The sequence below is a fragment of the Marinibaculum pumilum genome (assembly GCF_042646425.1).
GTDB classification, from domain to species: domain Bacteria; phylum Pseudomonadota; class Alphaproteobacteria; order Ferrovibrionales; family Ferrovibrionaceae; genus Marinibaculum; species Marinibaculum pumilum.
This window is the reverse complement of sequence record NZ_JBHRTR010000029.1, coordinates 116,230-139,323: the sequence shown is the minus strand read 5'-3', so window position 1 is coordinate 139,323 and position 23,094 is coordinate 116,230. Positions and strand designations below refer to the sequence as shown.

At 68.6% G+C, this 23,094-nt stretch carries 21 protein-coding genes; 9 read left to right on the top strand and 12 right to left on the bottom strand.

Annotated elements, in window-relative coordinates; translation table 11 throughout:
- Positions 1 to 223: 223 nt before the first annotated feature.
- The 4 genes from ACFOGJ_RS17495 to ACFOGJ_RS17480 all read right to left on the bottom strand — a co-directional run bounded on the left by ACFOGJ_RS17495 (position 224) and on the right by ACFOGJ_RS17480 (position 5,607).
- Positions 224 to 1,501 carry a c-type cytochrome gene (locus ACFOGJ_RS17495; protein WP_379902847.1) on the bottom strand — a complete coding sequence of 426 codons (1,278 nt, stop codon included), beginning with the start codon at positions 1,499 to 1,501 and terminating at the stop codon, positions 224 to 226.
- A 3-nt stretch (positions 1,502 to 1,504) separates the two neighbouring features.
- Positions 1,505 to 2,029, bottom strand: coding sequence for a (2Fe-2S)-binding protein (locus ACFOGJ_RS17490; protein WP_379902845.1), 525 nt, complete (start codon positions 2,027 to 2,029; stop codon positions 1,505 to 1,507).
- Positions 2,026 to 4,881, bottom strand: a complete 2,856-nt coding sequence (locus ACFOGJ_RS17485; RefSeq protein ID WP_379902843.1) for a xanthine dehydrogenase family protein molybdopterin-binding subunit — start codon at positions 4,879 to 4,881, stop codon at positions 2,026 to 2,028. Before ACFOGJ_RS17485 ends, ACFOGJ_RS17490 begins: the two co-directional genes overlap by 4 nt.
- Before the next feature lie 126 nt (positions 4,882 to 5,007).
- Positions 5,008 to 5,607: a TetR family transcriptional regulator gene (locus tag ACFOGJ_RS17480; protein ID WP_379902840.1), complete on the bottom strand. Its 600-nt coding sequence runs from the start codon at positions 5,605 to 5,607 to the stop codon at positions 5,008 to 5,010.
- Positions 5,608 to 5,718: 111 nt separating this feature from the next.
- Between ACFOGJ_RS17480 and ACFOGJ_RS17475 the strand changes: the two genes are divergently transcribed.
- The gene (locus tag ACFOGJ_RS17475) at positions 5,719 to 6,117 is read left to right on the top strand and encodes an MAPEG family protein (RefSeq protein ID WP_379902837.1); all 399 of its coding nucleotides are present in this window, start codon (positions 5,719 to 5,721) and stop codon (positions 6,115 to 6,117) included.
- An 18-nt stretch (positions 6,118 to 6,135) separates the two neighbouring features.
- Here ACFOGJ_RS17475 and ACFOGJ_RS17470 read toward each other — a convergent pair whose 3' ends face one another.
- The gene (locus ACFOGJ_RS17470; RefSeq protein WP_379902834.1) at positions 6,136 to 7,551 is read right to left on the bottom strand and encodes a carotenoid oxygenase family protein; all 1,416 of its coding nucleotides are present in this window, start codon (positions 7,549 to 7,551) and stop codon (positions 6,136 to 6,138) included.
- A gap of 99 nt (positions 7,552 to 7,650) precedes the next feature.
- On the opposite strand from ACFOGJ_RS17470, the gene ACFOGJ_RS17465 reads away from it, so the two are divergent.
- Positions 7,651 to 8,415, top strand: coding sequence for an SDR family oxidoreductase (locus ACFOGJ_RS17465; RefSeq protein ID WP_379902831.1), 765 nt, complete (start codon positions 7,651 to 7,653; stop codon positions 8,413 to 8,415).
- 6 nt (positions 8,416 to 8,421) lie between these two features.
- Here the strand turns inward: ACFOGJ_RS17465 and ACFOGJ_RS17460 are convergent, their stop codons facing one another.
- Positions 8,422 to 9,852, bottom strand: a complete 1,431-nt coding sequence (locus ACFOGJ_RS17460) for a sensor histidine kinase (protein WP_379902828.1) — start codon at positions 9,850 to 9,852, stop codon at positions 8,422 to 8,424.
- Positions 9,853 to 10,186: 334 nt separating this feature from the next.
- Between ACFOGJ_RS17460 and ACFOGJ_RS17455 the strand changes: the two genes are divergently transcribed.
- From ACFOGJ_RS17455 to ACFOGJ_RS17445, 3 genes are all read left to right on the top strand, one after another.
- Complete coding sequence (locus tag ACFOGJ_RS17455; protein WP_379902825.1) at positions 10,187 to 10,588, top strand: YybH family protein; 402 nt, start codon at positions 10,187 to 10,189, stop codon at positions 10,586 to 10,588.
- Between the two features lie 46 nt (positions 10,589 to 10,634).
- Positions 10,635 to 11,942, top strand: a complete 1,308-nt coding sequence (locus ACFOGJ_RS17450) for an ArgE/DapE family deacylase (protein ID WP_379902823.1) — start codon at positions 10,635 to 10,637, stop codon at positions 11,940 to 11,942.
- Between the two features lie 89 nt (positions 11,943 to 12,031).
- Positions 12,032 to 12,886, top strand: coding sequence for a c-type cytochrome (locus ACFOGJ_RS17445; protein ID WP_379902821.1), 855 nt, complete (start codon positions 12,032 to 12,034; stop codon positions 12,884 to 12,886).
- 21 nt (positions 12,887 to 12,907) lie between these two features.
- Here ACFOGJ_RS17445 and ACFOGJ_RS17440 read toward each other — a convergent pair whose 3' ends face one another.
- Positions 12,908 to 13,828, bottom strand: a complete 921-nt coding sequence (locus tag ACFOGJ_RS17440) for a glutathione S-transferase family protein (protein WP_379902818.1) — start codon at positions 13,826 to 13,828, stop codon at positions 12,908 to 12,910.
- A gap of 66 nt (positions 13,829 to 13,894) precedes the next feature.
- Complete coding sequence (locus ACFOGJ_RS17435) at positions 13,895 to 15,154, bottom strand: LLM class flavin-dependent oxidoreductase (RefSeq protein ID WP_379902816.1); 1,260 nt, start codon at positions 15,152 to 15,154, stop codon at positions 13,895 to 13,897.
- A gap of 925 nt (positions 15,155 to 16,079) precedes the next feature.
- Here ACFOGJ_RS17435 and ACFOGJ_RS17430 point away from each other — a divergent pair.
- The 4 genes from ACFOGJ_RS17430 to ACFOGJ_RS17415 all read left to right on the top strand — a co-directional run bounded on the left by ACFOGJ_RS17430 (position 16,080) and on the right by ACFOGJ_RS17415 (position 19,029).
- Complete coding sequence (locus ACFOGJ_RS17430; protein ID WP_379902813.1) at positions 16,080 to 16,361, top strand: hypothetical protein; 282 nt, start codon at positions 16,080 to 16,082, stop codon at positions 16,359 to 16,361.
- A 62-nt stretch (positions 16,362 to 16,423) separates the two neighbouring features.
- Entirely contained in the window at positions 16,424 to 17,158 is a 735-nt protein-coding gene (locus ACFOGJ_RS17425; RefSeq protein WP_379902811.1) for a hypothetical protein, read from the top strand.
- Positions 17,159 to 17,359: 201 nt separating this feature from the next.
- Entirely contained in the window at positions 17,360 to 18,643 is a 1,284-nt protein-coding gene (locus ACFOGJ_RS17420; RefSeq protein ID WP_379902809.1) for a hypothetical protein, read from the top strand.
- Between the two features lie 107 nt (positions 18,644 to 18,750).
- Complete coding sequence (locus tag ACFOGJ_RS17415) at positions 18,751 to 19,029, top strand: hypothetical protein (RefSeq protein WP_379902806.1); 279 nt, start codon at positions 18,751 to 18,753, stop codon at positions 19,027 to 19,029.
- Positions 19,030 to 19,121: 92 nt separating this feature from the next.
- Here the strand turns inward: ACFOGJ_RS17415 and ACFOGJ_RS17410 are convergent, their stop codons facing one another.
- From ACFOGJ_RS17410 to ACFOGJ_RS17395, 4 genes are all read right to left on the bottom strand, one after another.
- Entirely contained in the window at positions 19,122 to 19,391 is a 270-nt protein-coding gene (locus ACFOGJ_RS17410) for a hypothetical protein (RefSeq protein ID WP_379902803.1), read from the bottom strand.
- A gap of 910 nt (positions 19,392 to 20,301) precedes the next feature.
- Positions 20,302 to 20,565, bottom strand: coding sequence for a hypothetical protein (locus ACFOGJ_RS17405; protein WP_379902801.1), 264 nt, complete (start codon positions 20,563 to 20,565; stop codon positions 20,302 to 20,304).
- Complete coding sequence (locus ACFOGJ_RS17400; protein WP_379902799.1) at positions 20,549 to 22,045, bottom strand: sugar ABC transporter ATP-binding protein; 1,497 nt, start codon at positions 22,043 to 22,045, stop codon at positions 20,549 to 20,551. The genes ACFOGJ_RS17405 and ACFOGJ_RS17400 overlap by 17 nt, the downstream gene beginning before the upstream one ends.
- Entirely contained in the window at positions 22,042 to 23,091 is a 1,050-nt protein-coding gene (locus tag ACFOGJ_RS17395; protein ID WP_379902796.1) for a hypothetical protein, read from the bottom strand. Before ACFOGJ_RS17395 ends, ACFOGJ_RS17400 begins: the two co-directional genes overlap by 4 nt.
- Positions 23,092 to 23,094: the final 3 nt, after the last annotated feature.

Below are 23,094 nucleotides of genomic sequence, written 5' to 3'. Positions count from 1 at the left end.
CATTGACCTTCCGCTGTGTCCCAAACGCCGCCAAACGCTTGGAACTCAGTAGAATCAATGCCATGCACCACGTCCAGAATTCTTAACCGGACACCAGTGGGCTTGACCATGGAATCCATTCCGCCGGCCGTGCGGTGCCGCACCGCTTGCGGAATGGATCCCCGATCAAGTCGGGGAAGACGGTCGTCGTGGTGGTACAGCCTTCACCTTTGGCCGAAAGGCGCTACGGCTGCAGGATCTGCTGCACCTGGTCCGCCGTCAGCGGCGGCAGCGCCGCACCGCCGGGGGCGAAGTCGGCGCGCAGGTAGTTCGCCAGGTCGGTGATCTGCTGCGTGTCCAGCCGGTCGCGATAGCCGGGCATAGGGCCGTAGCCCGCCGTCTGGCTCATCGCCTCCGGCTTTACGCCGTCGGCGATCACCTGCACCAGGTTGCGGCCATCGGGCTGCGCCAGGGTGGCATTGCCCTTCAGCGCCGGCATGGTGTTGGCCATGCCCTGGCCCTGCGGCCCGTGGCAGAGCCCGCAATGGGTGAGGTAGAGAGATTGTCCTTCCTTGTTCGGATGCGCCGCATCGCCCATCGCCGCCACCGCCTTCTGCCCCTTCGTCGGCGCATCGGCTGTCGTGTCCATCAGGTAGCTGGCGATGGCGACCCGGTCGTCGTGGCTCAGCAGCCGCAGCGAGTTCTTCACCGCCAGGAACATCTCGCCGAAGGCGGAGCCCTGCGGGCTGGCGCCGGTCTCGAAATAGGTCGCCAGGTCGGCGCGGGTCCAGCCGCGCGCGGCCAGCGCCTGGGGGCGCAGGTCGGGCGCCTCCATGCCGCCGATCACCGCGCCCGACAGCGCCGCCTCGCCGCCTTCCATCGCGCCCAGCAGGTTGCGCGGGGTGTGGCATTCGCCGCAATGGCCCGGCCCCTGGACCAGGAAGGCGCCGCGGTTCCAGGCATCGTCCTTGTCCGGCCGCGCCTCGAAGGGCGCACGGCTGGCGAACAGCAGGTTCCAGCCGAACATCAGCGGCCGGATGCTGAACGGGAAGGTCAGCGCGTTCGGTGTCGCCGGCTGCGCCACCGGCTCCAGGCTCATGAAATAGGCGTGCAGCCGGTCCGACTGGTCGCGGTCGATATTGTGGAACGAGGTATAGGGCATCGCCGGGTAGAGCGGGTCCCACACCGAATCCGCGCCATAGGCGATCAGCTGGTAGAACTCTGCCGAGGTCATGCCGCCGATGCCGGTCGTCGCATCCGGCGTGATGTTGGTGGAATAGAGCCGGCCGAACGGCGTGTCGAAGGGCCGACCGCCGGCGAAGCGCTGGCCGCCATCTTCCACCGTGTGGCAGGAGACGCAGTCGCCGGCGGCCGCCAGGTACTTCCCCTCCGCGATCGCCTTGGGATCGGTCAGGGTCGGCCGGTCCGCGACCGAGGGCACGCCCCAGAGCCAGGCGAACAGGCCATAGGCGGTGATGCCGATGATGCCGAGGCCGACCAGGACACCGAGGAGCCGCGCCATCGCTCAGCCCGCCTTCGTCAGGCGGGGATCGGCGAGGATCAACGCGCGCATCGCCTCGTAGTAGCGGATATAGCCGGAGCAGCGGCAGATATGCTCCCCCAGCGCCTCCGCCAGCTTCGCCTCGACCGCGCTCTTCGCCACCGGTGCGCTTGCCAGTTCCTCCACCAGCCGGGTCGCCTCGTTGACGAAGCCGGGGGTGCAATAGCCGCACTGGAAGGCGAAATGGTCGACGAAGGCCTGCTGCACCGCCGACAGGGTGCCGCCGTCCGCATGGCCCTCCACCGTGCGCACCTTCATGCCGGCAAAACCGGCGGCGCCGTTGATGCAGGTGCGCTCGGTCCGGCTGCCGCCGCCGGGCTCGTCGACGATGACGACGCAGGCATGGCAGATGCCGATGCCGCAGCCGAACTTGGTGCCGGTCAGGCCCAGCCAGTCGTTCAGATAGTCGACCATGGCCAGCCCCTCCGGCACCTCGTGGGGGCCGACTTGTCTGCCGTTGACAATCATCTCAAGCTTCGTCGTGGTCATGGCTGCAGCGCCTCCATGATGTCGTCGGCAGTCACCGGCAGCTTCGTGAAGCGCTTGCCCACCGCATCGTGCAGGGCGTTCAGGATCGCCGGGATCACCGGGATCATCACCACCTCCGCCATGCCCTTCGGCGGGTCGGTGTCGCTGAGCGGCGGCAGCACCTCCAGCACGGTGTTCCAGACCGGCAGGTCGGCGGCCATCGGCACCCGGTAGCGGTTCAGGTTCCAGCTGCCATTGCCGGGCCCGTCCTCGTACAGCGGCAAGAATTCGTGCAGCGCCTGGCCGACTCCCATGGCGATGCCGCCCTGGGCGATGCCGCTGACCAGGTCCGGCACGATCGGTCGGCCGCATTCCAGCACCTGGTGGATGCCGTGCAGGGTCACCGCGCCGTTGGTGCGGTCCACCGACAGGGCGACGATGGTGCCGCAGGTGGCATAGTAGTTGACGCCGATCTTCTCGTAGCTGGCCGGCGGGAACTCGACCTTCGTGCGGTCCAGCAGCTGCCAGTCGACGCTGCCGCGCTGCACCGCCAGCGCGTCGATCGGCGCCTGCCAGCTTTCCCCTCCGCCATCGGTGTGTTTCATCGGGAATTCGGCGACCGCCCAGCTCCAGCGGCTGAAGGCATGCACCATGGCGCCGGTCACCAGGCCCATCTCATGCGCCTTTGCGGCAAGCCGCGGCAGCGGCAGCGGCTCCATCCCCGCGCCGGCCAGGGCGCCGTCGACCCAGCGCAGTTCGTCGAAGGTAATGTATTCGCCCGCCGCCTGGCCGCCCAGCGGGCCTTCGCTCCAGATCGCCAGCGCCGCGGGCCAGAGGCCGAAGCGCAGCACCGCCAGCGCCGCCTGGGCCGCGGCATGGGTGTTCACATGCGCGCCGATGGAGGCACTGGCCGGGCTGGAGACCAGCGGCACCCAGCGCGGGTTGGCCGCGGCGGCATCCTGCGCCGCCTGGCTGATCGTCCAGGGCGACCCGGAGGTGGTGAGTTTCAGCGGCTCCCAGAGCGACGGGTCGTCGGTGCGCGAGACGTCGGCGCTGCGGCCCAGATGCTCGGCCACCCGCACCGCCATCGCGGTGGAGATGCCGGTGCCCATCTCGATCGTGTTGCCGGCCACGGTGATGCGGCCCTGGCGGTCGAGGCTGACGGCGGCCAGTGCGCCGTCGCCGCCGGCGCCGAAATCCTTCATCACGCAGGCGATGCCGGTGCCGAAGGATGTCGCGCTGTGCTGACCCTCATAGGCCGTCTTGGCATCTGCACGCCCGGTCCAGAGCTTCGCCTGCGCCAGCCGGTCCAGGACCTCCACCGTGCGCAGGGCGCCGGCGGCGGTATTGCCGGTCAGGTTCAGCTGTCCGGTGCGCAGGGCGTTGCGGCGGCGCAGGTCGATCGGGTCGATCTTCAAACCCGTCGCGACCTGGTCGACCAGCACTTCCATCGCGGCCATAGACTGCAGGGTGCCGTAGCCCCGCATCGAGCCGGCGGTGACGGCACGGGAATGCTGCGCCGTGGTGGTGATGTCGCTGCGCGGCAGATAGTAGATCGAGGTGGCGGCGGTGGCCGCGACATCGGCGACGGAGGCGGAGAAGTTGGCCAGTCCGCCGCCGTCGGAGACCAGGTCGGTGGCCTGCACCAGGAAGTCGCCGCTGCCCGGATCGACGCCCAGGCGGCTCTTCACCCGGAAGCTGTGCCGCTTCAGGCCGAACTGGAACTGCTCGAACCGGTCCAGCGCCAGCCGCACCGGCCGGCCCTCGCCGAACAGGCCCGCCAGCGCGACATAGAGCGGCACGATGGTATGGTCCTTGCCGCCGAAGCCGCCGCCGATATAGGCGAAATGACCGTCCACCATGCCGATGTCGTATGGGGCCTTCGCCTTGGCGAGCATCGCGCCGATCGACTGCAGGGTGACCTCCGGCGACTGCACGTCGAACACGGCCGCCAGGCGGCGGTTGGCACGGTCGTGCCAGGCCAGGCCGCATTCCGGCTCCATGAAGACCTGGTCGATGCTCTGGGTCTGGAAATCCAGTTCGAAAACCCGGCCGGCCTTGCCGTCGGCCAGGTCCTTGCGCATCGCCTCGCCGTAGAAGCTCGCCCGGTCGGCGGCATCGCCGTCCTGCTGCTCCGGTGCCCAGACCGGCATCTGCGCCTTCTGGTAGCGCACCGGCTGTACCCAGCCGTCCTTCACCGGGGAATAGACGTCGGGGCCGCGCGGGCTGTCGCCGCCGACCCGGGTGAAGCGGTTGGCGCCGTACGGCGCGCCGTCGACAGGCCCGGTCTTGGCGCCGAAGGTCACCACCCCGTCGGCGCCGCGCAAGGTCTGCCGGGCCGGCGCGAAGCGCGCGATGTCATGCCAGATCAGCATCGCCACCGGCTGGCCCAGATAGGCGGGTGTCTTGCCCTTCGGGCAGAACAGGTCGCAGGCAAAAAATCCGGTCGCCGCGATCCCGGCCTGCACCAGGTCCTCGGCCGTCACCACCCGGTCTGGCTGCAGATCCTTGCCGAGAAGGGAGAGGTCGATGCCGGTGAAGGTGCGGCTGGCGTCGGGCGCGAACAGCAGCAGGGCACGGCCGGTCGCCTGCGGCCAGCCGGGCATGTCGGCGGCGCGGAAATCGCGGGCATAGAGCTTTGCGCCGGTGACCTTGGCGAAGCCGTCGATCCGATAGCGCGGCTGGCCGACACCCTTCTCCGCAGCCCAGCCGGGCGCTGCGGGCATGCTTTCCCGCGCCTGGAAGGTGGCGGCGCGCAGGGCGAGTGGGGTGGCAGCCAGAAGGATGCCACCGGCGGCACTGCCGGCCAGGAAGCGCCGCCGGGACCAGAAGCCGGATGAACCGCCTGTGCCGCCGCTATCGCCCTCGGTCATTCCGCCGCTCCCGCCGTTCGACATCTCCCCCTCGGACCCGAGCTTGGCCCGTGTCGGCAGCAGGGTCCAGGGCGATCACCGGCCGTCGTTCGTTTGGTCGAGGGCGCTGCCGGCGCGGTCCGCAGTTCAGGGCCGTCCCGCCAGCTCCGCCATCCAGACACCCACCTGACCCTGTGCGGCCGTCAGCAGGGCCTCCGCCAGCGGGCGGTTGTCGGAGGCGCTGGCCAGGGTCAGAGCGCCGACCGCGAGCGCCAGCACACGCAGGGCGGTCTCCGTCTCCCGGGCGTCGGGCGGCGTCTGTCGGCCGCGGAACAGTTCCTGCCAGAAGGCGTCGATCTGGGCGGAGAAGGCGTGGCGGGTCGGCGCGGCGGCACGGGCCGCATCGGCGGCCAGGGTCGCGAAGCCGCAATTGGGCGCCACCGCCGGCAGGTTCGCCGGCGACAGATAGGCCTGCAGGATCTCCGCTGCCGCAGCCTGCAGGTGCGACGGGTCGTCGGCGTCCCGCTTCCGAAGCCGGTCGATCAGGTCGTGGCGGCTTGCCACCACCTCGGTGAACAGCTCCGCCTTCGACGCGAAATGGGCGTAGAAGCCGCCACGGGTCAGGCCGGCATCGGCCATGATCGTGTCGATCCCCGCGCCGGCATAGCCGTGCCTGCGGAACTGCCGCGCCGCGGCATCCACGATCCGCGCGCGGGTTCGTGCCTTCTGCTTGCTGTTCGCCGGCATCCCCGTCCCCTGCGGCCCGTCGCCACGATTCGACAGGCCGGAATATGATCAATAACATATAAAATGTTATATGATGAATAACATATTCTGGGGTCGGAATCGGGGGAAACCATGCTTGCTCTGCTTTACGGGGGGCTGTTCGGTCTGGTGATGGCGGTGCTGTCGATCCGGGTGCCGATGCGCCGCTTCGCGACCGGGATCGCCTGGGGCGACGGCGGCGATCCGGAGCTGGCGACCCGGATCCGGGTGTTCGGCAACTTCATCGAATATGTCCCGTTCATCCTGCTGCTGATGCTGATGATCGAGATGGCGGGTGGTGCCGCCTGGTTCCTGCATGCCGCGGGGCTGATCCTGCTGGCGATGCGGCTCCTGCATGCCGTGTCGCTGCGTGCGAGCGGAGCGGTCCGGGCGCATCGCATCGGTCGCGGGGTCGCCGCGGCGATGACCTGGCTGGTGCTGCTGGCCTGTGCCGTCTATGCGGTGGCCTTGGGGCTGCCCGTCATCGGGTGAGCGGCGGTCGGCCGGACCTCATTCGTCCGGCCGCCAGCAGCCGTGGAAGCCATAGGGCACCCGCACCGGAAGATGGGCGCGGGCGACCGGCCCGTCGCCGACCGCCTGGGCGTCGAAGATCACCAGGTCGGAGCGGTTCTCCCGCGGGCGGTAGGCGGTGGCGAGCAGCCATCCCTCGCCCTCGCCGGCGTCGGCGTCGCGCGGCACGAAGACCGGCTCCGAGAGCTTCTGGTCCTCCGGCATCACGAAGCTGTCCTTCGACCCGCCCGTCAGGTCGTAGCGCAGCAGGGTGTCGAAGCTGTTGTCGCCATCCGGGCCAGTGATCGCACTGCGCCCTGCGGCGAAGCCATAGCGGTACGACAGCCCGGCGCGCCGCTCGTCCAGCCGCGGAAACTCCGCATACTGGTCGTCCAGCGCCTCTTCCTTGAAGCTGTCGGAATTGCCGGCCAGGTCGAAGGTCCAGCGCACCAGTCGGGTGGGATTGTCGCGGCCCGATGCCGGCGTCCCGTCCGGCGCCGGGAACAGCGGCGCGACGTCATACTTCATGACGTCGGCGATCACCCTGTCCCCTTCGCTCCAGGCATTCAGGGGATGGAAGACATAGCAGGCCGGTGCCTGAAACCAGCGGATGCTGTCGACACCGGCATTGCGCGCCATGATGCCGATATGGCTGCCCTTCTCCGGCTCCCAGGCGAAGAACGGCCGGCCCTGCATCGCCCGCTCCAGGCTGGCGGTCAGCGGAAAGACCGGGAACAGGACATGCCGGTCGGTGGCCAGGAAGTCGTGCACCATCGCGCTGTAGGGCGCCTGGAAGATGTCCTGGCGGACCAGCTTCCCGTCGCGGTCGATGACGTAGTAGGCCATGTCCGGGCTGGCCGGCCCCGCCGCCATGTAGGCGAAGGCCAGCATCTCGCCGGTTTCCGGGTCGACCTTCGGATGGGCGGTGAAATTGGCCTTCAGCACGCCGCCGAAATCCCAGGGGCCTTCCGTCTCCAGGCTGCGCGGGGCCATGGTGACCGGGGCATGCCCTTCCTCCAGCGCCAGCAGCTTGCCGGCATGCCAGACGATATGGGTGTTCGCCAGGCTCGGGTCCTTGTCCTGCACCGAAGGGTCGGTGTCCATCGGGTTGTTGAAGATGCCGAACAGGGCCCGCCCGGCCTCGCGCTCCAGGCGGATCTTGTCGGTCATCACCCAGCGGTTGCGGTAGGAGACGCGGCCGTCGCGGATGTGGAAGGCATGCACCATGCCCTCGCCGCCGAACCAGTGGCTCTGCCCGCGCGGCGGGTATTGCGGGTTCGGGCCGTTGCGGTAGAGGCTGCCGGACAGCCCGGCCGGCACCTCCCCCTCGATCACCAGGTCATGGGCATCCGCCTCCAGCAGAAGCGGTGCGAAATTGCCGCGCAGATGGCTGACATCGGGGAAGGTCGCGGTCATCGGCAAAGCTCCTTGGCGCCCGGCGGCGGTTGCTGTCCCTGCTGGATCGGCTTCGCTGCCAGGGTATAACGGCGGGCTGTGATTGGGGAGGTGGGAACGATGCGGCTGGACGAAAAGACCGCGCTGGTGACGGGAGGCGCTTCCGGCATCGGCGCCGCCTGCGTGCGCGCCCTGGCGGCGGCCGGGGCGGCGGTGATGGTGACCGACCTGGATGCGGCAGCCGGGGCAGCGCTGGCAGCGGAACTCGGTGGGGCCGACGGGCGGGTGCGCTTTCACCGCCAGGACGTCGCCGACGAGGAAAGCTGGCCGCCGCTGATGGCGGAGATCCGGGCGCAGTGGGGGCGGCTGGACGTGGCGGTCGCGAATGCCGGTATCGGCATCGGCGGCTATGTCACCTCGATGGCGCTGGCCGACTGGCAGCGGCAGAACGCGGTCAACCTGGACGGCGTCTTCCTGACCGCCAGGCATGCCGTGCCGCTGATGGCGGAAGGCGGCGGCGGCGCGCTGACGGTGATCTCCTCCGTCGCGGGCCTGCAGGGTGCGCCGGCGCTGGCCGGCTATTCCGCCACAAAGGCCGGCGTGCGCTATTTCGCGAAGTCGCTGGCGCTGGAATGTGCCGGCCAGCGCAACGGCGTGCGGGTGAATTCCGTGCATCCGGGGATCATCGACACGCCGATCTGGACCAAGATCCCGCAGGGCAATGCGCCGCACCGCGACCCGCATGACCTGGCCGCGCACCTGGCGCCGGTCGGCCGGGCCGGGACGCCGGCGGAGGTGGCGCAGGCGGTGCTGTTCCTGTCGTCGGATGCCGCCTCCTATGTCACCGGTGCCGAACTGGCCGTCGACGGCGGGCTGTCCGCCTGAACCGTCTCACGACCGATCGGTCGCCGTTGCCGCCGTGCCCGGCGGCAGGAGGCGCCCGGCCGGGAACCGTACGTCCACCGTCGTGCCGCCGCCCGGCGTCGAGCGCAGCTCCAGGCTGCCGCCATGCGCCTTCGCCAGCGAGATCGCCAGCGGCAGGCCCAGGCCGGTGCCGCGTTTCGCATCGACCGTGGTCATCGCGGCCTGGCCGAACGGCTCGACCACCTTGGCCAGGTCTTCGGGCGCGATACCCGGCCCGGCATCGCTGACGGCGAGCAGCAGGTCGCCTGTCGGCTCCACGCGGGCGGCGACGGTGACCTCCCTCCCCGACGGCGAGAACTTCACCGCATTCGACAGCAGATTCAGCAGGATCTGCCGGCAGGCCCGCGCATCGGCCATCAGCGGCGGCAGGTCGCCGGCGATCCGGGTGGCGATCGCCACGCCGCGGCGTCGCGCATCCTCCGCCAGCATGCGGGTCGCATCGCCGATCGTGGCGGCGATGTCGACTTCGGATTCGTGCAGCTCCAGCTTGCCGGCTTCCACTTTGGCCAGGTCGAGCAGGTCGTTGATCAGGTTCAGCAGGTAGGTGCCGCTGCCGTGGATATCGTCCAGATAGCCGTCATAGCGGCGATCTCCCAGCGGGCCGTAGATTCCAGCCTTCATGATCTCGGAAAAGCCGATGATGGCGTTCAGCGGCGTGCGCAGTTCGTGGCTGACATTGGCCAGGAACTGCGACTTCGTCTGGCTTTCCCGCTCCGCATCCGCCCTGGCCCTGGCCAGGTCCCTGTTGCTGGCGGCCAGCGCCTCGTTGGCCAGCCGCAGTCTTTCCTGGGTGGTATATTCGCTGCGGCGCAGCCGGTCCCAGTAGCGGCAGGTATAGATGCCGATGATGTTGGCGCCGATCAGCCAGGCGATCAGTCCGAACCGCTCCGGCGGGTCGATGTCGAACGCGGCGATCACCAGGGCCAGGAAGGCCAGGGTCATTGCCAGGCAGGCGACCAGCTTGAAGACGAAGCGGGTCGGCATGAAGGCATAGATGCAGACCAGGACCAGGATGACCTGCACGTCCAGCAGGTTGATCGCGGGGACCGAGAGCGCCGCCAGCAGAATGGACTGGACCTGCACCGCCACGATCACGACGGCGATGACCAGGTCCAGGCGGCCGGCGCCGACCCGGCGGTGGACCAGGAACAGGAGCAGGCAGCCCAGCGCCACGATGGCCAGCCGGGCAACAAGCAGCAGGTGGAAGGTAGGCGCGTCCCCGAAGCGCAGGAAAGTGGCATAGAGGTAGGGCAGGGCGGCCACCACGATGACATAGCCGACGGTGCGGGCGAGGCTGAGGGCTGCCGGGTGATTCCATTCCCGGAAGGCGGCCTCCACCTCCCGGTCGAGGAACTCGCTGCTCCAGCGCGACAGTCCGGCATCGATCGATATGCGCATCGCCTGGGCGTTCCGTTCGGCAGCACGATCCGCGGCGCCTGCCGTCGCCAATGCGGATGCGCGATCGGATGGGACAATCCGGCGCCCGCCTCACCGAACGGCCGGGCAGGCCTGCCCGGCCGGCGCGGATCCTGCGGACCGGAGAGTCCGTCACGGGCAGCCCGTCGCTCGGGAGCCGGCGTCTGCGAGATGCTGGCGATGCTGTCAGTATGCGATTGCGAAGCCGCCGCGGGCAATAAGCGGTTGCCGCGACACGGCGGTTGTCAGGGCGGTACGGGTCGCCGCATTCTTTGCCGCGGGGAATCGGCGGGCAACGGATCGGAGAGGTGTCGGCATGCAGCCGTCTGAGGTCATAAAGGCGGAAATCGATCAGGTGGCGCGCCTGATTCCTGAATATTTCAACGGCGGCGACATGATGGCGATCGGCCCGCTCTACACCGAGGATTGCGTCTTCATGGTGCCCGGTTCACCGGCCATGACCGGGCGCCAGGCGGTCGTCGACGCGATGGCCGCGCTGAAGGCGGAAGGCATCGCCCGGCTGGATACCTGGCGGGTCGAGGTGCAGTCCGATGGCGGCGCCGGTGCGGTGGAGCATGGCGGCTACAGCATGGCCGATATCGACGGCACCGAGCTGGACCGAGGCAAGTACATGGTGCTGTGGAAGAAGCAGGACGGCCGCTGGCTGCTGCACTGGGACATGTTCAACTCCGACCTGCCGCCCGGCGGCGGCGCCTGACCGGCGGCAGGTGGCAGCAGGCATGAACGGGAGGAAGGCGGAGCAGATGACGAAGGATGAGACCGGCAGCAGGCTCGACCCGGGACTGGCAGCGGAGATCCTGCAGGCGGTGGAGGCCGGCTTCGAGCGGCAGCTCCGTTTCACCTGCGACCTGGTGCGCCATCCCTCGCTGCGGGGGCAGGAACATACGGCGCAGGACTTCCTGTTCCAGGCGATGGCGGGCCGCGGCTATGCCATGGACCGCTGGGCGATCGAGGAGGATGCGATCCGCCATCATCCCGGCTTCTCGCCGGTGACGGTGTCCTACGACAATGCCATCAACGTGGTCGGCACCCACCGGCCGAAGGACGAGGCGGGGCGGTCCCTGATCCTCAACGGCCATGTCGATGTCGTGCCCACGGGTCCGTTCGACATGTGGGACCGCCCGCCGTTCGAGCCGCATGTGGAGGATGACTGGCTCTACGGCCGCGGCGCCGCGGACATGAAGGCCGGCCTGGCCGCCAATATCTTCGCGCTGGATTGCCTGCGGGACCTCGGCTACGCGCCGGCCGCCACCGTCTACCTGCAGTCGGTGACGGAGGAGGAATGCACCGGCAACGGCGCGCTGGCCTGCCTGATGCGGGGCTATCGCGCGGATGCGGCGCTGATCCCGGAGCCGGAGGACGACAAGCTGGTGCGCGCCAATACCGGCGTGATCTGGTTCCGCATCCATGTCCGCGGCGAACCGGTCCATGTGCGCGAGGCCGGGGTGGGCGCCAATGCGATCGAGGCGGCCTATGTCGTGATCGCCGCCCTGCGCGAGCTGGAGGCCGAATGGAACGGCCGCAAGGCCGACTTCCGGCATTTCGAGGGGCTGGACCACCCAATCAACTTCAACCCGGGCAAGATCGCCGGCGGCGACTGGGCCTCGTCGGTGCCGTCCTGGTGCAGCGTCGATTGCCGCATCGCGATCTATCCCGGCGTCGACCCGCGCGACGCGGCGCGGGAGATCGATGCCTGCGTGGCACAGGCCGCGCGCGGCCATGCCTTCCTCGCCAACAACCCGCCGAAGGTCGAATATAACGGCTTCTTCGCGGAAGGTTACGTGCTGGAGGAAGGCAGTGCGGCGGAGGCGGTGCTGGGCCGGGCCCATGCCTCCGCCTATGGCGCCAGCCTGGAGAGCTTCGTCACGCCAGGCTACCTGGATGCCCGGGTGTTCGTGCTCTACGACGACTGCCCCTGCCTGGTCTACGGCCCCTATTCGGAGAACATCCACGCCTTCAACGAGCGGGTCAGCCTGTCCTCGCTGAAGCGGGTGACCGGCTCCATCGCGCTGTTCGTCGCCGAATGGTGCGGGCTGGAAAAGGCCGCCTGACGTCAGCGACAGGTCAGGAATCCGGTTGGCCGCCGCTTCGCTTGGTGGCACCTTCTGCAGTGCGTATGGAACGCATTGCGGAGAAGCGATTGGACACACCCTTCCGGCTCGCGGCCGCCGCCGCGGCAGCGATGATTCTGAGCGTCACCTGTGCGGCTGCGGCCGAAGATCCGGTGGCCCGGGGCGATTATCTGGTCAACGGCATCATGGGCTGCGGCAATTGCCACACGCCCCAGGGCCCGGGCGGCCCGGACATGACGCGGTTCCTCGCCGGCGGCATGGCGATGGACGAGCCCGTGCTGGGCAAAGTCCATGTCCCGAACATCACGCAGGACCGGGACACCGGCATCGGTGCCTGGAGCGACGCCGAGATCGCCACCGCGATCCGCGACGGGCTGCGTCCCGACGGCAGCCTGATCGGTCCGCCGATGCCGAGTCCGCTCTATCGCGGCATTTCCGATACGGACCTTGCCGCGATTATCGCCTATCTGCGCACCGTTCCGGCGCTGGCCAATGCGGTACCGAAGTCGAGCTACGCAATCCCTCTGCCGCCAGCCTACGGCCCGCCGGTTGAGACGGTGGCGGAGGTGCCCCGGGACGATGTCCTGGCCTATGGCGCCTATCTGGCCGGGCCGCTGGGCCATTGCGTGGAATGCCATACGCCGATGGCAGCCGGGGGGCATCCCGACTTCCAGGGGCGGCTGGGCGCCGGCGGGCGCGAGTTCCATGGCCCCTGGGGCACGAGCGTCTCGTCCAACATCACCCCGGCCGGGCCGGTGGCCGACTACAGCGATGCCGAATTGAAGGCCGCCATCACGACAGGCATGCGGCCCGATGGCAGCCGCATGATGCCGCCGATGGGCTATGGCTATTATGCCCGCATGACCAATGCCGACCTGGATGCGCTGGTGGCCTGGATCCGGACCCTGCCGGCACGGGAATAGGATCCCGCGCCGGACAGCCGTTCAGCCGGTCGCGGCGGCCCGCAGCAGATAGCCCAGGCGCGGGAAGTGGACGACCAGGTCGTCCATGACAGGGTCGGTGCGGGCCAGCGCCACCTCGTCCGCGGTCAGGCGCAGGATCCGGCCCGTCACCGCCGGGCTGCCGCGATCCTCGGGACGGATGCTGGCCATGTCGCCCGCGGCCAGGCCGTCCATCGGCAGGCCCGGGTCCAGCACCTCCGGCATGCAATGCGCGGCCATGGCCTGTGCCTCGGCAGCGGTCATCTCGCTGCGGCTGCCATGGCCGATCGCCGCCATGCGGTCCATCCAGCTGCGGATCGGGCCGCCGGGCACCAGGTCGTCCAGGGCGTTGCGCGGGAACTGCCCCAGCATCCAGAAGCCGTGATAGACCGCGAAATCCGCCAGCTCCGGCACCGGCCCCAGCAGGTGGCGCCTGCCGTCATGCAGCAGGCCCTGGATCCAGTGGATGGCGGGGCGCAGCTGCGCCAGGGCCCGCATGCCGGCCTTGCGCACCGCATCCGGCGGCGGTGCCTCGCGGCCGCGCATCGACGCCCGGTCGACATGGAAGCGCTGCGGCAGCAGGTCGGCGTTCAGGCCGGTGACATAATGGGCCGCGGCCCAGAACAGCTGGCTCTCCGCCCAGCGGGCGATGATCTCGTTCGCGGGCCGGCCGCTGGGATAGAGGGCGGGCGCCGGATGGCGCGCCTCCAGCTCCGCCAGGATGCGGGCGGTGTCGCAATGGATATGGGCACCGATCTGCAGCGCCGGGACCCGGCGATAGCCGCCGGTCAGCGGCACATAGTCCGGCTTCGGCATTACCTCCGGCACCACGACGGAATGCCAGGCGAGCCCCTTCAGGCCCAGGACGAGCCGGACCTTCTCGGAGAACGGAGAGGCATCGTAGTGGTGCAGGATCAGCGGCATGCCGCATCCTGCACCAGTGCCGCGGGCCGGGCTACCGGCCCGGCCCTGACAGTGTGGGCGATCGGGTCAGGCCGCGTCGGTCTTGCCGCGGTTGAACTCCACCTTCTGCACCGAGGCCCTGACCACCGGGATCTCGTCGTCGGCCAGCGGCGTCATCACCTTCTTCCGCTTCATCGCCGCCGCGACATAGGGGGCCAGTTCCTCCGCCTTCTCCGCCTCGCGGCGGTCGCGGCCCGCGGTGAATGTCGGCAGGACCTCTTCGCCGAACAGCTCGATGCTCTCGCAGATCTCCGTGTGCGGGTTGCGGCCGGCCTGCTGCATCAGGATCACCTGGTCGACGCCGGCCTCCTGGAACTCGCGGATATGGCCGATCATGTCGGCCGGCGTGCCGACCCCCGGCGACTGTCCGGCTTCCCGGTTGCCCAGCTCGGCGGAATGCAGGACCTGGCCGGTGCGGTCGCCGCGCTCGCGCTGGAAATCGCCCCATAGGTCGGTGCGGCCGGGGACATTGTCGCGGGTCACCAGCGCGCGCAGCGCGAAGCCGAAGAACTCGAAATTCTCCTGGCCGCGGCGGATCGCCTCCGTCCGGTCGTGATGCAGGCTGAAGGCGGAGACCATGGCGATGTTCGGGTTCACCCGGTGGCCCAGCGGCACGCAGTCCTCCGACTTGATGGTGTCGTAATAGATCTTCGACCAGGTCTTCGCCTCGTCCGGGTCGACGAAGGAGAAGGCGAGCGCGCCCAGGCCCAGGCTGGCCGCCACCCGGATCGTGTCGCGGTTGGTGCAGGCCATCCACATCGGCGGGTGCGGCTTCTGCAGCGGCTTCGGCAGCACGTTGCGGCAGGGCATCGAGAAGCTCTCGCCCTGATAGCCGGGATAGGGGTCCATCACCATCATGTTGGCGATCTGCTCGGCGGCCTCCAGCGACATCGCGCGCTTCTGCTTCGCCGGGATGCCGAAGCCGTGCAGCTCCAGCCGGGTCGCGCCCTCGCCGATGCCAAAATCGACCCGGCCGTTGGACACCAGGTCCAGCGCGGCGATCCCCTCCGCGGTGCGGGCGGGATGGTTGTAGTTCGGGATCACCTGCCGGATGCCGTGGCCCAGGCGGATCTTCTGCGTCCGCGCCGCGGCCGCAGCGAGGAACACCTCCGGCGCGGAGCAATGCGAATATTCGTCCAGGAAGTGATGCTCCACCGCCCAGGCATGGTCGATGCCGACCCGGTCGGCGAGGGCGATCTGGTCCAGCGCCTCCTGGAACAGGCGATGCTCGTCGCCCTCGTTCCATGGCTTGGGCAGCTGCAGTTCGTAGAAGACGCCGAAGCGCATGCGTTCCTCCCGTCGGGCTTGTTGGGGCTGGGCCGTCCGGTGACGGCCTGCATGGCGACATTCCGCCACGGCGCAGGCGTATAAGTCAATTGCTTTAGTCGCGCGGCTTATGCCTGGCGGCAGGCGCCTGGCTTCTTGAACGCAGCCAGGCGCAGCAGACCCGAAACCGGGGAGACGGCATTCATTTGCGCATGGATCGGACGGATGGCCGCAGCAGATGCCGGGTTGCCGAAAGCGAACCTGACCCCACGATGATGGACGTCCCGGCTGAGTGCTGTCCGGCCTGCCGACGCCGGTCGGCCAATGCATCACTGGCAGTGGCAAATACTGCCGGGCAATATGATCTGCAGATCCGGGGCGTGGGAAAGCAAGTCATAATAAACTGGACAAATAGCAATGCTGGTTCACAATAATCCGGAATGGCTGCGCCGGCCGTTGCTCGAACTGTGGATCGGGAGGCGGGATCGTGAAGTCACGTATTGCCCTTGGGGTAGTCTTAATCGTTGGCGGCATGCTGGCGACCGGGACGGCAACTGCTCAGCAGAGCCGATGCTGGCATGCGAAGAACAATTTCGCCGTCAATCAAGCTGAAGATTCAGGAACGCATACGATGGACCGCGACGCGTACTATCGTGGGAACGGTTACAGGACCGGTTGTGCGACAGGACCGGGCCGATTGGTAGATGAATGGGCTCGACAGTGTTCCGGTTACTATAGCAAGTGGTTCGAGTCCCGGGTCAACACGGATTTCTCCAGGTGCTGCCAGGATGCTTCGTCCTGCGGATAGCGATCCCCGGGTTGGCTTGGAGCGCAGCCAACCGACCTGCAGGCAGGATGGGACCTGCGGCGCGCATTGTGGAAGTGGAAGGAGCCACGTCAGCAACGACGCCGCGAAAGGCGCTCGAACGAACAGGGAGGATTCGTCATGATCGATCGGCACATCTCGCTGTTGGCGGCTGTTGTCTTTGGGATCTTGACCGGATTGTCGGCCGTGCAGGCCGATACAGGTGCGGAAGAGGCTGCCGCGAGCATTGCTTTCGAAAGCCCGAAAGGCGTTCAGCATTTGTCGGGCGGGGCGGCTGACCTGCCGATAAGCCCGGTGCCGGAAAGTCTTGTGCCGATCTGCTATGCGGGCGGCGTCAGCTGCGAAAAGGATTCCGACTGCTGCTCCAAGGATTGCGCGGTACCGCCTGGGATCTGCGGGTGACGGTATTGCCGGCGTCCCGAGGCGGACAGCTGCCCGGTTGCTGAGTGCCAAAGGCGGAAGCCATGCTCCAGGCGGAGCGCAGATGCGCCTCTTGCGGCGACGCAAGCCTTGTGCGGATCGCCGGACAGGATGGCTGGTCGCTGTTTCGAATGGGCGGTTCGCTGCACTACTGGTGTCCGCGCTGCCAGGCGGCGGCGCGCGATGTGGGCAGCCGCGGCGCCACGCTCGGCAGCCTTCTCGTCGGCAGTGCCCTGCTGGCCCTTGCCGCGTCGCCGGGCGGTCCGGCCGCATTCATGAGCGATCTGCTGTTGCACCCGGGCACTTTGTTCGCGGGAGCCGGATGGACGGACGCGCCCGACATTCTGATGCTCTATCTCCTCGGCTTCGGCTTTGCGATCGTCTTTCTGGCCTTGCCGATTCTTGTGCTGGCCTTTGCCGGGCGCACTCTCCTGTTCCGGCTCCGCAATCCGCGCCTTGCTCAGGTGATCGGGATGCCCCACGCGGAGGGGACGACCCGGTCCCCGACACGAGCCGGGGTCGGGCAGGTCCTGGTCCGCTCGGCCATCGTCGGCCTGCCTGCGTCCCTGGTATTCCTGGCGGTTGCGCGGTGGACGGAATCCGAAGGGGCGCTGGTCCTGCTGACCGGTCTGCTTGTACCGATGGTGTGGTGGTTGTTGATAGGCGGTCTGGGCCAACGGGCAGTCGCCTGGGTCACGCTCGTACTGTTCTTCCTGTTTCTGACGCTCTCGGCCTTCCTGGTCGACACGCTGAACGCCGGCGTCGCGTTGGGAGACTGATGAGGAGCCGCCTGTAATGACTGACGCAAGGCCGCGGGCAGGTCGATGCGCCATCAACCTGCGTGCCGTGCCCTGTCGTCGCGCGTTGCAGGCGGGCCTGGCGAATGCGGATCGCCGGCCGGCCGCCTCCGGCGGTCTCGCTCCGTCGCAGTACCAGCCCCCGGTCGGGTCATGATCTTCGCTCTCGCACGGCGGTACGGGGTGCACCTGCTGCTGGGGCCCATGACCTTGTTCTGTCTGGCCCTGCATCCTGCCGCGGCAGGCGATACCGGCGCTGCGGATCGGCGGGTTCTCGAGAGCCATTGCGCGCTGCCATGCGAATGGCGGGCCCTGGATCTGGTGACCGGCCACGGGGGCGTGCAGGGCATCGCGACCGGCGGCGGCCTCGTCCTCGCCGCGGGCAACGCTTTCTCCGACGAAAAACCTGCGTTCGTCGCCGCGCTCAATGCCGACGGTCACATTGCCTGGCGGTTCTCCGGCGGTCACAAACGCGGTGCGGTGTCGGCGAAGCTGTTTGGCGTGGCCGCTGACGGGGAGGGCGGTGCCATAGCCGTGGGCGAGGATCCGCTTCTGCAGCGCAAGGATTCCTCCAACTCCCCGGTCCCGCGGGCCGCATGGCTGCTCCGCCTGGACCCGCAGGGTGCATTGCTCTGGCAGTTGCATCTTCGGCCTGGGATGCACTTCCCTGCAGCTGCAGGTCAGGAGCGCGTCGGCAATGGACGCTTCGTGGATGTTGCCGGGGACGGCGCCGGAGGCTTCGTGGTCCTGGGATATTGGCAGGAAGCGGATCGAATCCGCCCGTGGGTGTTACGACTGGCTGGCGACGGCCGCGTCTTGTGGGAGCACCTCTTCGAGGGCTCAGGCTGGAACTATCCGCAGGCCATCGCCGTCGACGAGGCCGGGGTTGCGGTGACCGGCCGGGATTCCCCGCCGGCGGCACTGGCGGACCTGTGGCTCGCCCGCCTGTCGCTGGATGGCGCACTCCTCTGGCAGCGCCTTTACGGCGGGCCCGATGCCGATGCCGGGTCGGCCGTTTTTCTGGCGGGGGACGGGCGAACCGCTGTGTTCGGAAGCACCGGGGGGTTTCGCCATCGGTCCGAGAATGCCGCGCGGGGCTGGAGCTTCATGGTCGACCCGAATGGCACGGTCGAGGAGGAATGGGTCGCCCCGCCGGAGGGCCCACAAAGCCTGAGCGCGATCGGCGGACAGGAGGCGGGACGGTTGATGGCACTGGATCCGGTGCTGCCGTTGCGAGCTGAACTGGTCCTGATGGCGCCTGCAAGGCAGATCCTCGCGCGCGCGCCGCTCGACTTCCCGGAATTGGATCCACGCTACAGCAAGATCCAGGGCATGGCGGTCGATGCTGCGGCACAGCGTGTCTACCTGGCGATCGACGCGCGGCTGCCCCGCGCAACAGGAAGCGGCTTCCCGGTCCCGATGGTCGTTGCCTACGCAATTCCCGGACTCTTCGGGACAGGCCAATGACATGCCGGATGCTTCCATGGCCCGGGCGCTGCCCGGTGAGGGACCGGCACCGGGTCCGCTCGTGGACGGGCGAAGCCTGACCGGGGACGCATGGCTGGGGGGCGCAGATGAGAAGAGCGATCCGATGGCGCTTCTGGGCTGCGATCCATGTCGCAGGTCTCCTGATCATCGGAATCTTTCCGCCGTTGACCGTGCTGATCGACGGCGAGGCGACGGGCGGGGTGTGGATCGGCCTGGTGTTCGATCTGCCACCCCCGCCGGATTGCCGACAGGGTTCCCGTTGCAGTATCGGACTGGACCAGCCCGTCTTCTGGGGCGCGGTTGCAGCCTGGAGCGTGCTGGTGGCATTGGCGGCCATGATCTACGGGCGCGTGCGAAAGGCGTGAGAGCGCGCCCGCTCCTGGCAGCCGGATCGACGGGTTTGCCGCGGTCCAGGAGCGGGCCGGTCAGGCGCTGCCAGCGGCCGCGATCCGGCTGGTCAGCAGGGCGCTGCGTCGTTTGCTGCCTGAATGATCAGGAGGGCGGCGGGTTTGTCCGCCTCCCCCGGCAGCTCCTCGATCCTGCTCCGGATACGGGCGACGAGATCCGACGCGGAATGCCGCACCAGCGGACGGCACAGCACCGTCAGACGCCCCTCGGCTCCGCGGTCTTCGTTCGCCTGGATGACACGCGCCGCTTCGAGAACTCCGTCGACGAACTGTGCGCAGTTCGCAGGACTCCCGGCGCAAATCGACAGCAAGTCCGCCATGGGCATCCGTACGGCCGTCGGCTGCTCGGCTTGCAGCCCGACTGGCAGGCCCGCCAGACAGAGCGCAAGCACATATGTGCCGGTCAGGCACCGAAGCAGTGCCGGCACGCTATCTGAAGCAGGTAAGGACGCCATCGCCGCTGAGATGGACTTCCGAAGCATCGAATGGACATCGTGCGCAGATGTCCCCCCGGCTTATGCGCCACGGCTTGTAGCCCTGCGGGCAGGTCTGCCAGCAATAGCCCTGGTGGGGGATGTACCCGGCTCGGCAAGACTGGCCCACCCTTCCCCGGTAGTAGTGGCGCGTCTGCCACTTGCCCAGCTCGCCTACGGTCTGGATGAGGCCGCTCTGCCTCGGGGTAGCGCTGCCGCCGCTATTGCCGGCGCCGCGTCTGCTGCCGTTCCCGCACCATTCGTCGGCCTCCGAGCGGCCTTCATAGTAGCCGTCGTGATAGGGCGCTTCGTCGCCGGCGAACCTGTGCTTCTTGCAGCCGGAGGGTGTGCGGTAGCGGGCGCCGGACGCCCTGTCGTCCACGCCCTTCTCGAAGCATCGGCAAAGATCGGCATCGCCCTGTGATTTATACACGGGTCGATCCGCCAGGACCTGAGAGGCAATTACAATAGAAAGAAGCGAAATGGTAAGGCCGAAAAGAAAACGCAAACCCTGAGTCCACATAACGGCCTCCCGGTGTGCATCTATGTTCGATCGAATTTTTTAAGCCTAACATTCATTAAATCGGAGTCAAGTATCCATCTGCGATGCGCCAATGATCAATGATTGATGCTGACATGGATTTTCCACATCGGAAGTAAGAAGTGGGGCCGCTACTCGGTGACGTTGTCGGTGACGAGAGGCATTTGTGCCGATGCCGCACGCACGCACCACAGGGGCAAGATCTGGGCAGTCGGCCTACAGGAACGCCGGCAGCGGCTGGCTCCGGGCACCCGCCTTGTCGAGAGGCGCGCCGGCGCCGACCGGCGCCTCCACCAGGCCGCAGGCTCTGTCGATCTGGCCCTCCAGCAGCTGCGGCGACTGCCAATAGGGATCCGGCTCTGGGGCCTGCGCGGCGGTGCCCTCGCGCGCGGTCAGCACGTTGAACAGGTAGATCCCCAGGAACAGCAGACGCCGGTCCAGACCCGAAAACGGGTGCGGCGCATCAATGGATGGCGGCATGCAGGATCCTCGCCGCCGTCGCCTCGCTGCGCGGGAAGTCGGCGACGATGGTGCCGCTCTTCGCCACCAGGATGCGGTCGGACAGGTCCAGGATCTCCGGCAGATAGGACGAGATCAGGATCACGCCGGCGCCGCTGGCGGCGAAGTCGCGCACGATCTGGCGGATCTCGGCGATGGCGCCGACATCGACCCCGCGGGTGGGCTCGTCGAAGATCACCAGGCGCGGCTCCTGCACCAGCGACTTGGCGATCACCACCTTCTGCTGGTTGCCGCCGGACAGGTAGAGCACCGACTGGTCGGCGCCGATGCGGCGGATCGACAGCCGTTCCTCCCAGGTCGTCGCGCGTTCGCGCATCCGCCGCAGCGGTGCGAAGACCCGGCCGCGGCCGAACTTCGCCAGCCAGCCGAGGCCGATATTGTCGTGCACGCTCATCGTCTCGAAGAAGCCGTCGAGCTTCCGGTCCTCGCTGACATAGGCAATGCCGTCGCGGACCGCCTCAGATGGCAGGGCGTAGCGCACCTCCCGCCCGTCGAGCCAGATCCGCCCGCCGCCGAAATTTCGCTTGGTATGGCCCAGGATGACCTTCGCCACCTCGCTGCGGCCGGAGCCGATCAGGCCGGCCAGACCGGTGATTTCGCCCGGGAAGACGGAGAAGGACATGTTGTTGACCATGCTGCCCATGCGCAGGTTCTCCACCTGCAGGACGGGCAGGGCGGCGGCAGGCCTGCGCCGTGTCTTCGCCGGTGCCGCCGTTTCGACCAGATCCTCGCCGATCATGTGATGGATCAGCCGCGCCCGGTCGAAATCGGCTGCCGGCCCGGTGACCATAAGGTGGCCGTTGCGCAGGACGGAGATCCGGTCCGCGTGGTTGAGGGCCTCTTCCAGGGCGTGCGAGATGAAGATCATCGCGACGCCGTTCGCGCGCAGCGACCGCATCAGGTCGAACAGATGGTCGGTCTCCTCCGGCGTCAGGGCCGCGGTGGGTTCGTCCAGGATGATCACCCGCGCGTCGTTCAGGACCGCGCGCGCGATCTCCACCATCTGGCGCTTCGCGGTGGAGAGCGAGCCGGCCAAAGCCGAGGGATCGACCTTGAAGTTCAGCCGCTGCAGCACCTGGCGCGCCGCGCTGCGCACCCTGCGGACCGAGTTGAAGGCCCGCTCCCGGCCCAGCACCATGTTCTGGGCGACGGTCAGCTGCGGCACCAGACTGGTCTCCTGGTAGACCATCGAGATGCCGCGGCGGGTCGCATCCTTCGGGTTGGCCAGGGTCACCGCCTCGCCGTCCACCTTCAGGATCCCTTCGGACGGCTGGATCACCCCGGCGATCAGCTTGCACAGGGTCGACTTGCCGGCCCCGTTCTCCCCGACCAGCGCGTGGATCTCGCCCGGGCGGAGGTCGAAATCGGCCTCGGCCAGGGCCGCGATGCCGCCATAGGTCTTGGTCGCCTTTTCCAGGCGGATGATCGGCCCGCCGGTCATGCCGCCGCGCCCCCGGGGCCGAGGTTCAGGACCTCGCCGCTGCCGGCGCTGACCGCGATCAGGTCGCCGCGCCAGGACAGGATGTCGGTGATCGCATGGCGGTGCCCGTTGGCGCGGGAATGGGCGGAGGCGATCGGCATCATCTCCGCGTCCAGCTCGATCACCAGGCCGTAGGAGAAGGAGGGCGCCCAGGGCTTCACCTCGCCGAACAGGCGGGTGGCGCCGAGCTCGATCGGGAAGTCGTGGCTGAAGGCCGGATCGACCCGCGGCGAGATCCAGTGGTGCGGGTCGATCGCCGCCTTCATGTCCGCGACGAAGGCCGTCTCCGTCTTCAGGAACTCGATCAGCGGGTCGCGCCGGGCGAGGCAGGCGAGAAGGTAGCCCTCCGGGCCCGGCCGGATACGGCCCAGATAGCCGGGAAAGCCCGCCCGCCGCACGGCGCCGCCGTCGACCTCGACCAGCCGCGCACGCTCCAGCTCCGTGGCGATCAGGGGCCCGTCCGCGGCACGGCAGAGCCCCATCGGGCAGTGCAATCGGTCCGCCAGCAGGCGGGGCGCGCCGTCGCGTCGAAGCGCCACGACCTTGCCGGCCGCGCGCTCGTCCCATGGCGCAAGGGAGAGGATGTCGTCCGCCGGCCCGTAGCCGCAATCGACGAGCGCGACCTCGTCCTCGGACAGGAACAGGCAGTCGGTGATGGAGGCGAGGCCGTCCGGCGGCCGCCAGCCGTCCGCCGGCGATCCGTCCGGGGCGCGCACCGAGAGCCCGCCGCCGGCAAGCCCGACCGCGATCCCCCCGCCGGGCGAGGCGGCGAGGGCGGTGACGGGCGCATCGAAGCTGGCCCAGCCTTCGGGCTCGGCATCCCAGGCTGCCAGGGCCAGGATCCCGGTGCCGCTGGAGAGCAGCAGGCGCCCGTCGGCCGCGATGCACAGCGCCCCGGGGCGCGGCACCTTGCGCCCGGCGGCCCGGTCCAGGCGGTCGTTGGCGCCCAGCACCCCTTCCAGGGTCATGCCGGGTGCCCGCCGCGCCACTTTCCGGTGCCAGAGCATGGC

Excerpts from the sequence above, each read along its gene's own strand:
- ACFOGJ_RS17460 (WP_379902828.1), bottom strand. The coding sequence starts at position 9,852 with ATGCGCATATCGATCGATGCCGGACTGTCGCGCTGGAGCAGCGAGTTC.
- ACFOGJ_RS17495 (WP_379902847.1), bottom strand. The coding sequence starts at position 1,501 with ATGGCGCGGCTCCTCGGTGTCCTGGTCGGCCTCGGCATCATCGGCATC.
- ACFOGJ_RS17440 (WP_379902818.1), bottom strand. The coding sequence starts at position 13,828 with ATGCCGCTGATCCTGCACCACTACGATGCCTCTCCGTTCTCCGAGAAG.
- ACFOGJ_RS17470 (WP_379902834.1), bottom strand. The coding sequence starts at position 7,551 with ATGACCGCGACCTTCCCCGATGTCAGCCATCTGCGCGGCAATTTCGCA.
- ACFOGJ_RS17465 (WP_379902831.1), top strand. The coding sequence starts at position 7,651 with ATGCGGCTGGACGAAAAGACCGCGCTGGTGACGGGAGGCGCTTCCGGC.
- ACFOGJ_RS17435 (WP_379902816.1), bottom strand. The coding sequence starts at position 15,154 with ATGCGCTTCGGCGTCTTCTACGAACTGCAGCTGCCCAAGCCATGGAAC.
- ACFOGJ_RS17485 (WP_379902843.1), bottom strand. The coding sequence starts at position 4,881 with ATGACCGAGGGCGATAGCGGCGGCACAGGCGGTTCATCCGGCTTCTGG.
- ACFOGJ_RS17475 (WP_379902837.1), top strand. The coding sequence starts at position 5,719 with ATGCTTGCTCTGCTTTACGGGGGGCTGTTCGGTCTGGTGATGGCGGTG.
- ACFOGJ_RS17450 (WP_379902823.1), top strand. The coding sequence starts at position 10,635 with ATGACGAAGGATGAGACCGGCAGCAGGCTCGACCCGGGACTGGCAGCG.
- ACFOGJ_RS17490 (WP_379902845.1), bottom strand. The coding sequence starts at position 2,029 with ATGACCACGACGAAGCTTGAGATGATTGTCAACGGCAGACAAGTCGGC.
- ACFOGJ_RS17395 (WP_379902796.1), bottom strand. The coding sequence starts at position 23,091 with ATGCTCTGGCACCGGAAAGTGGCGCGGCGGGCACCCGGCATGACCCTG.
- ACFOGJ_RS17430 (WP_379902813.1), top strand. The coding sequence starts at position 16,080 with ATGATCGATCGGCACATCTCGCTGTTGGCGGCTGTTGTCTTTGGGATC.
- ACFOGJ_RS17400 (WP_379902799.1), bottom strand. The coding sequence starts at position 22,045 with ATGACCGGCGGGCCGATCATCCGCCTGGAAAAGGCGACCAAGACCTAT.
- ACFOGJ_RS17410 (WP_379902803.1), bottom strand. The coding sequence starts at position 19,391 with ATGGCGGACTTGCTGTCGATTTGCGCCGGGAGTCCTGCGAACTGCGCA.
- ACFOGJ_RS17405 (WP_379902801.1), bottom strand. The coding sequence starts at position 20,565 with ATGCCGCCATCCATTGATGCGCCGCACCCGTTTTCGGGTCTGGACCGG.
- ACFOGJ_RS17480 (WP_379902840.1), bottom strand. The coding sequence starts at position 5,607 with ATGCCGGCGAACAGCAAGCAGAAGGCACGAACCCGCGCGCGGATCGTG.
- ACFOGJ_RS17455 (WP_379902825.1), top strand. The coding sequence starts at position 10,187 with ATGCAGCCGTCTGAGGTCATAAAGGCGGAAATCGATCAGGTGGCGCGC.
- ACFOGJ_RS17425 (WP_379902811.1), top strand. The coding sequence starts at position 16,424 with ATGCTCCAGGCGGAGCGCAGATGCGCCTCTTGCGGCGACGCAAGCCTT.
- ACFOGJ_RS17415 (WP_379902806.1), top strand. The coding sequence starts at position 18,751 with ATGAGAAGAGCGATCCGATGGCGCTTCTGGGCTGCGATCCATGTCGCA.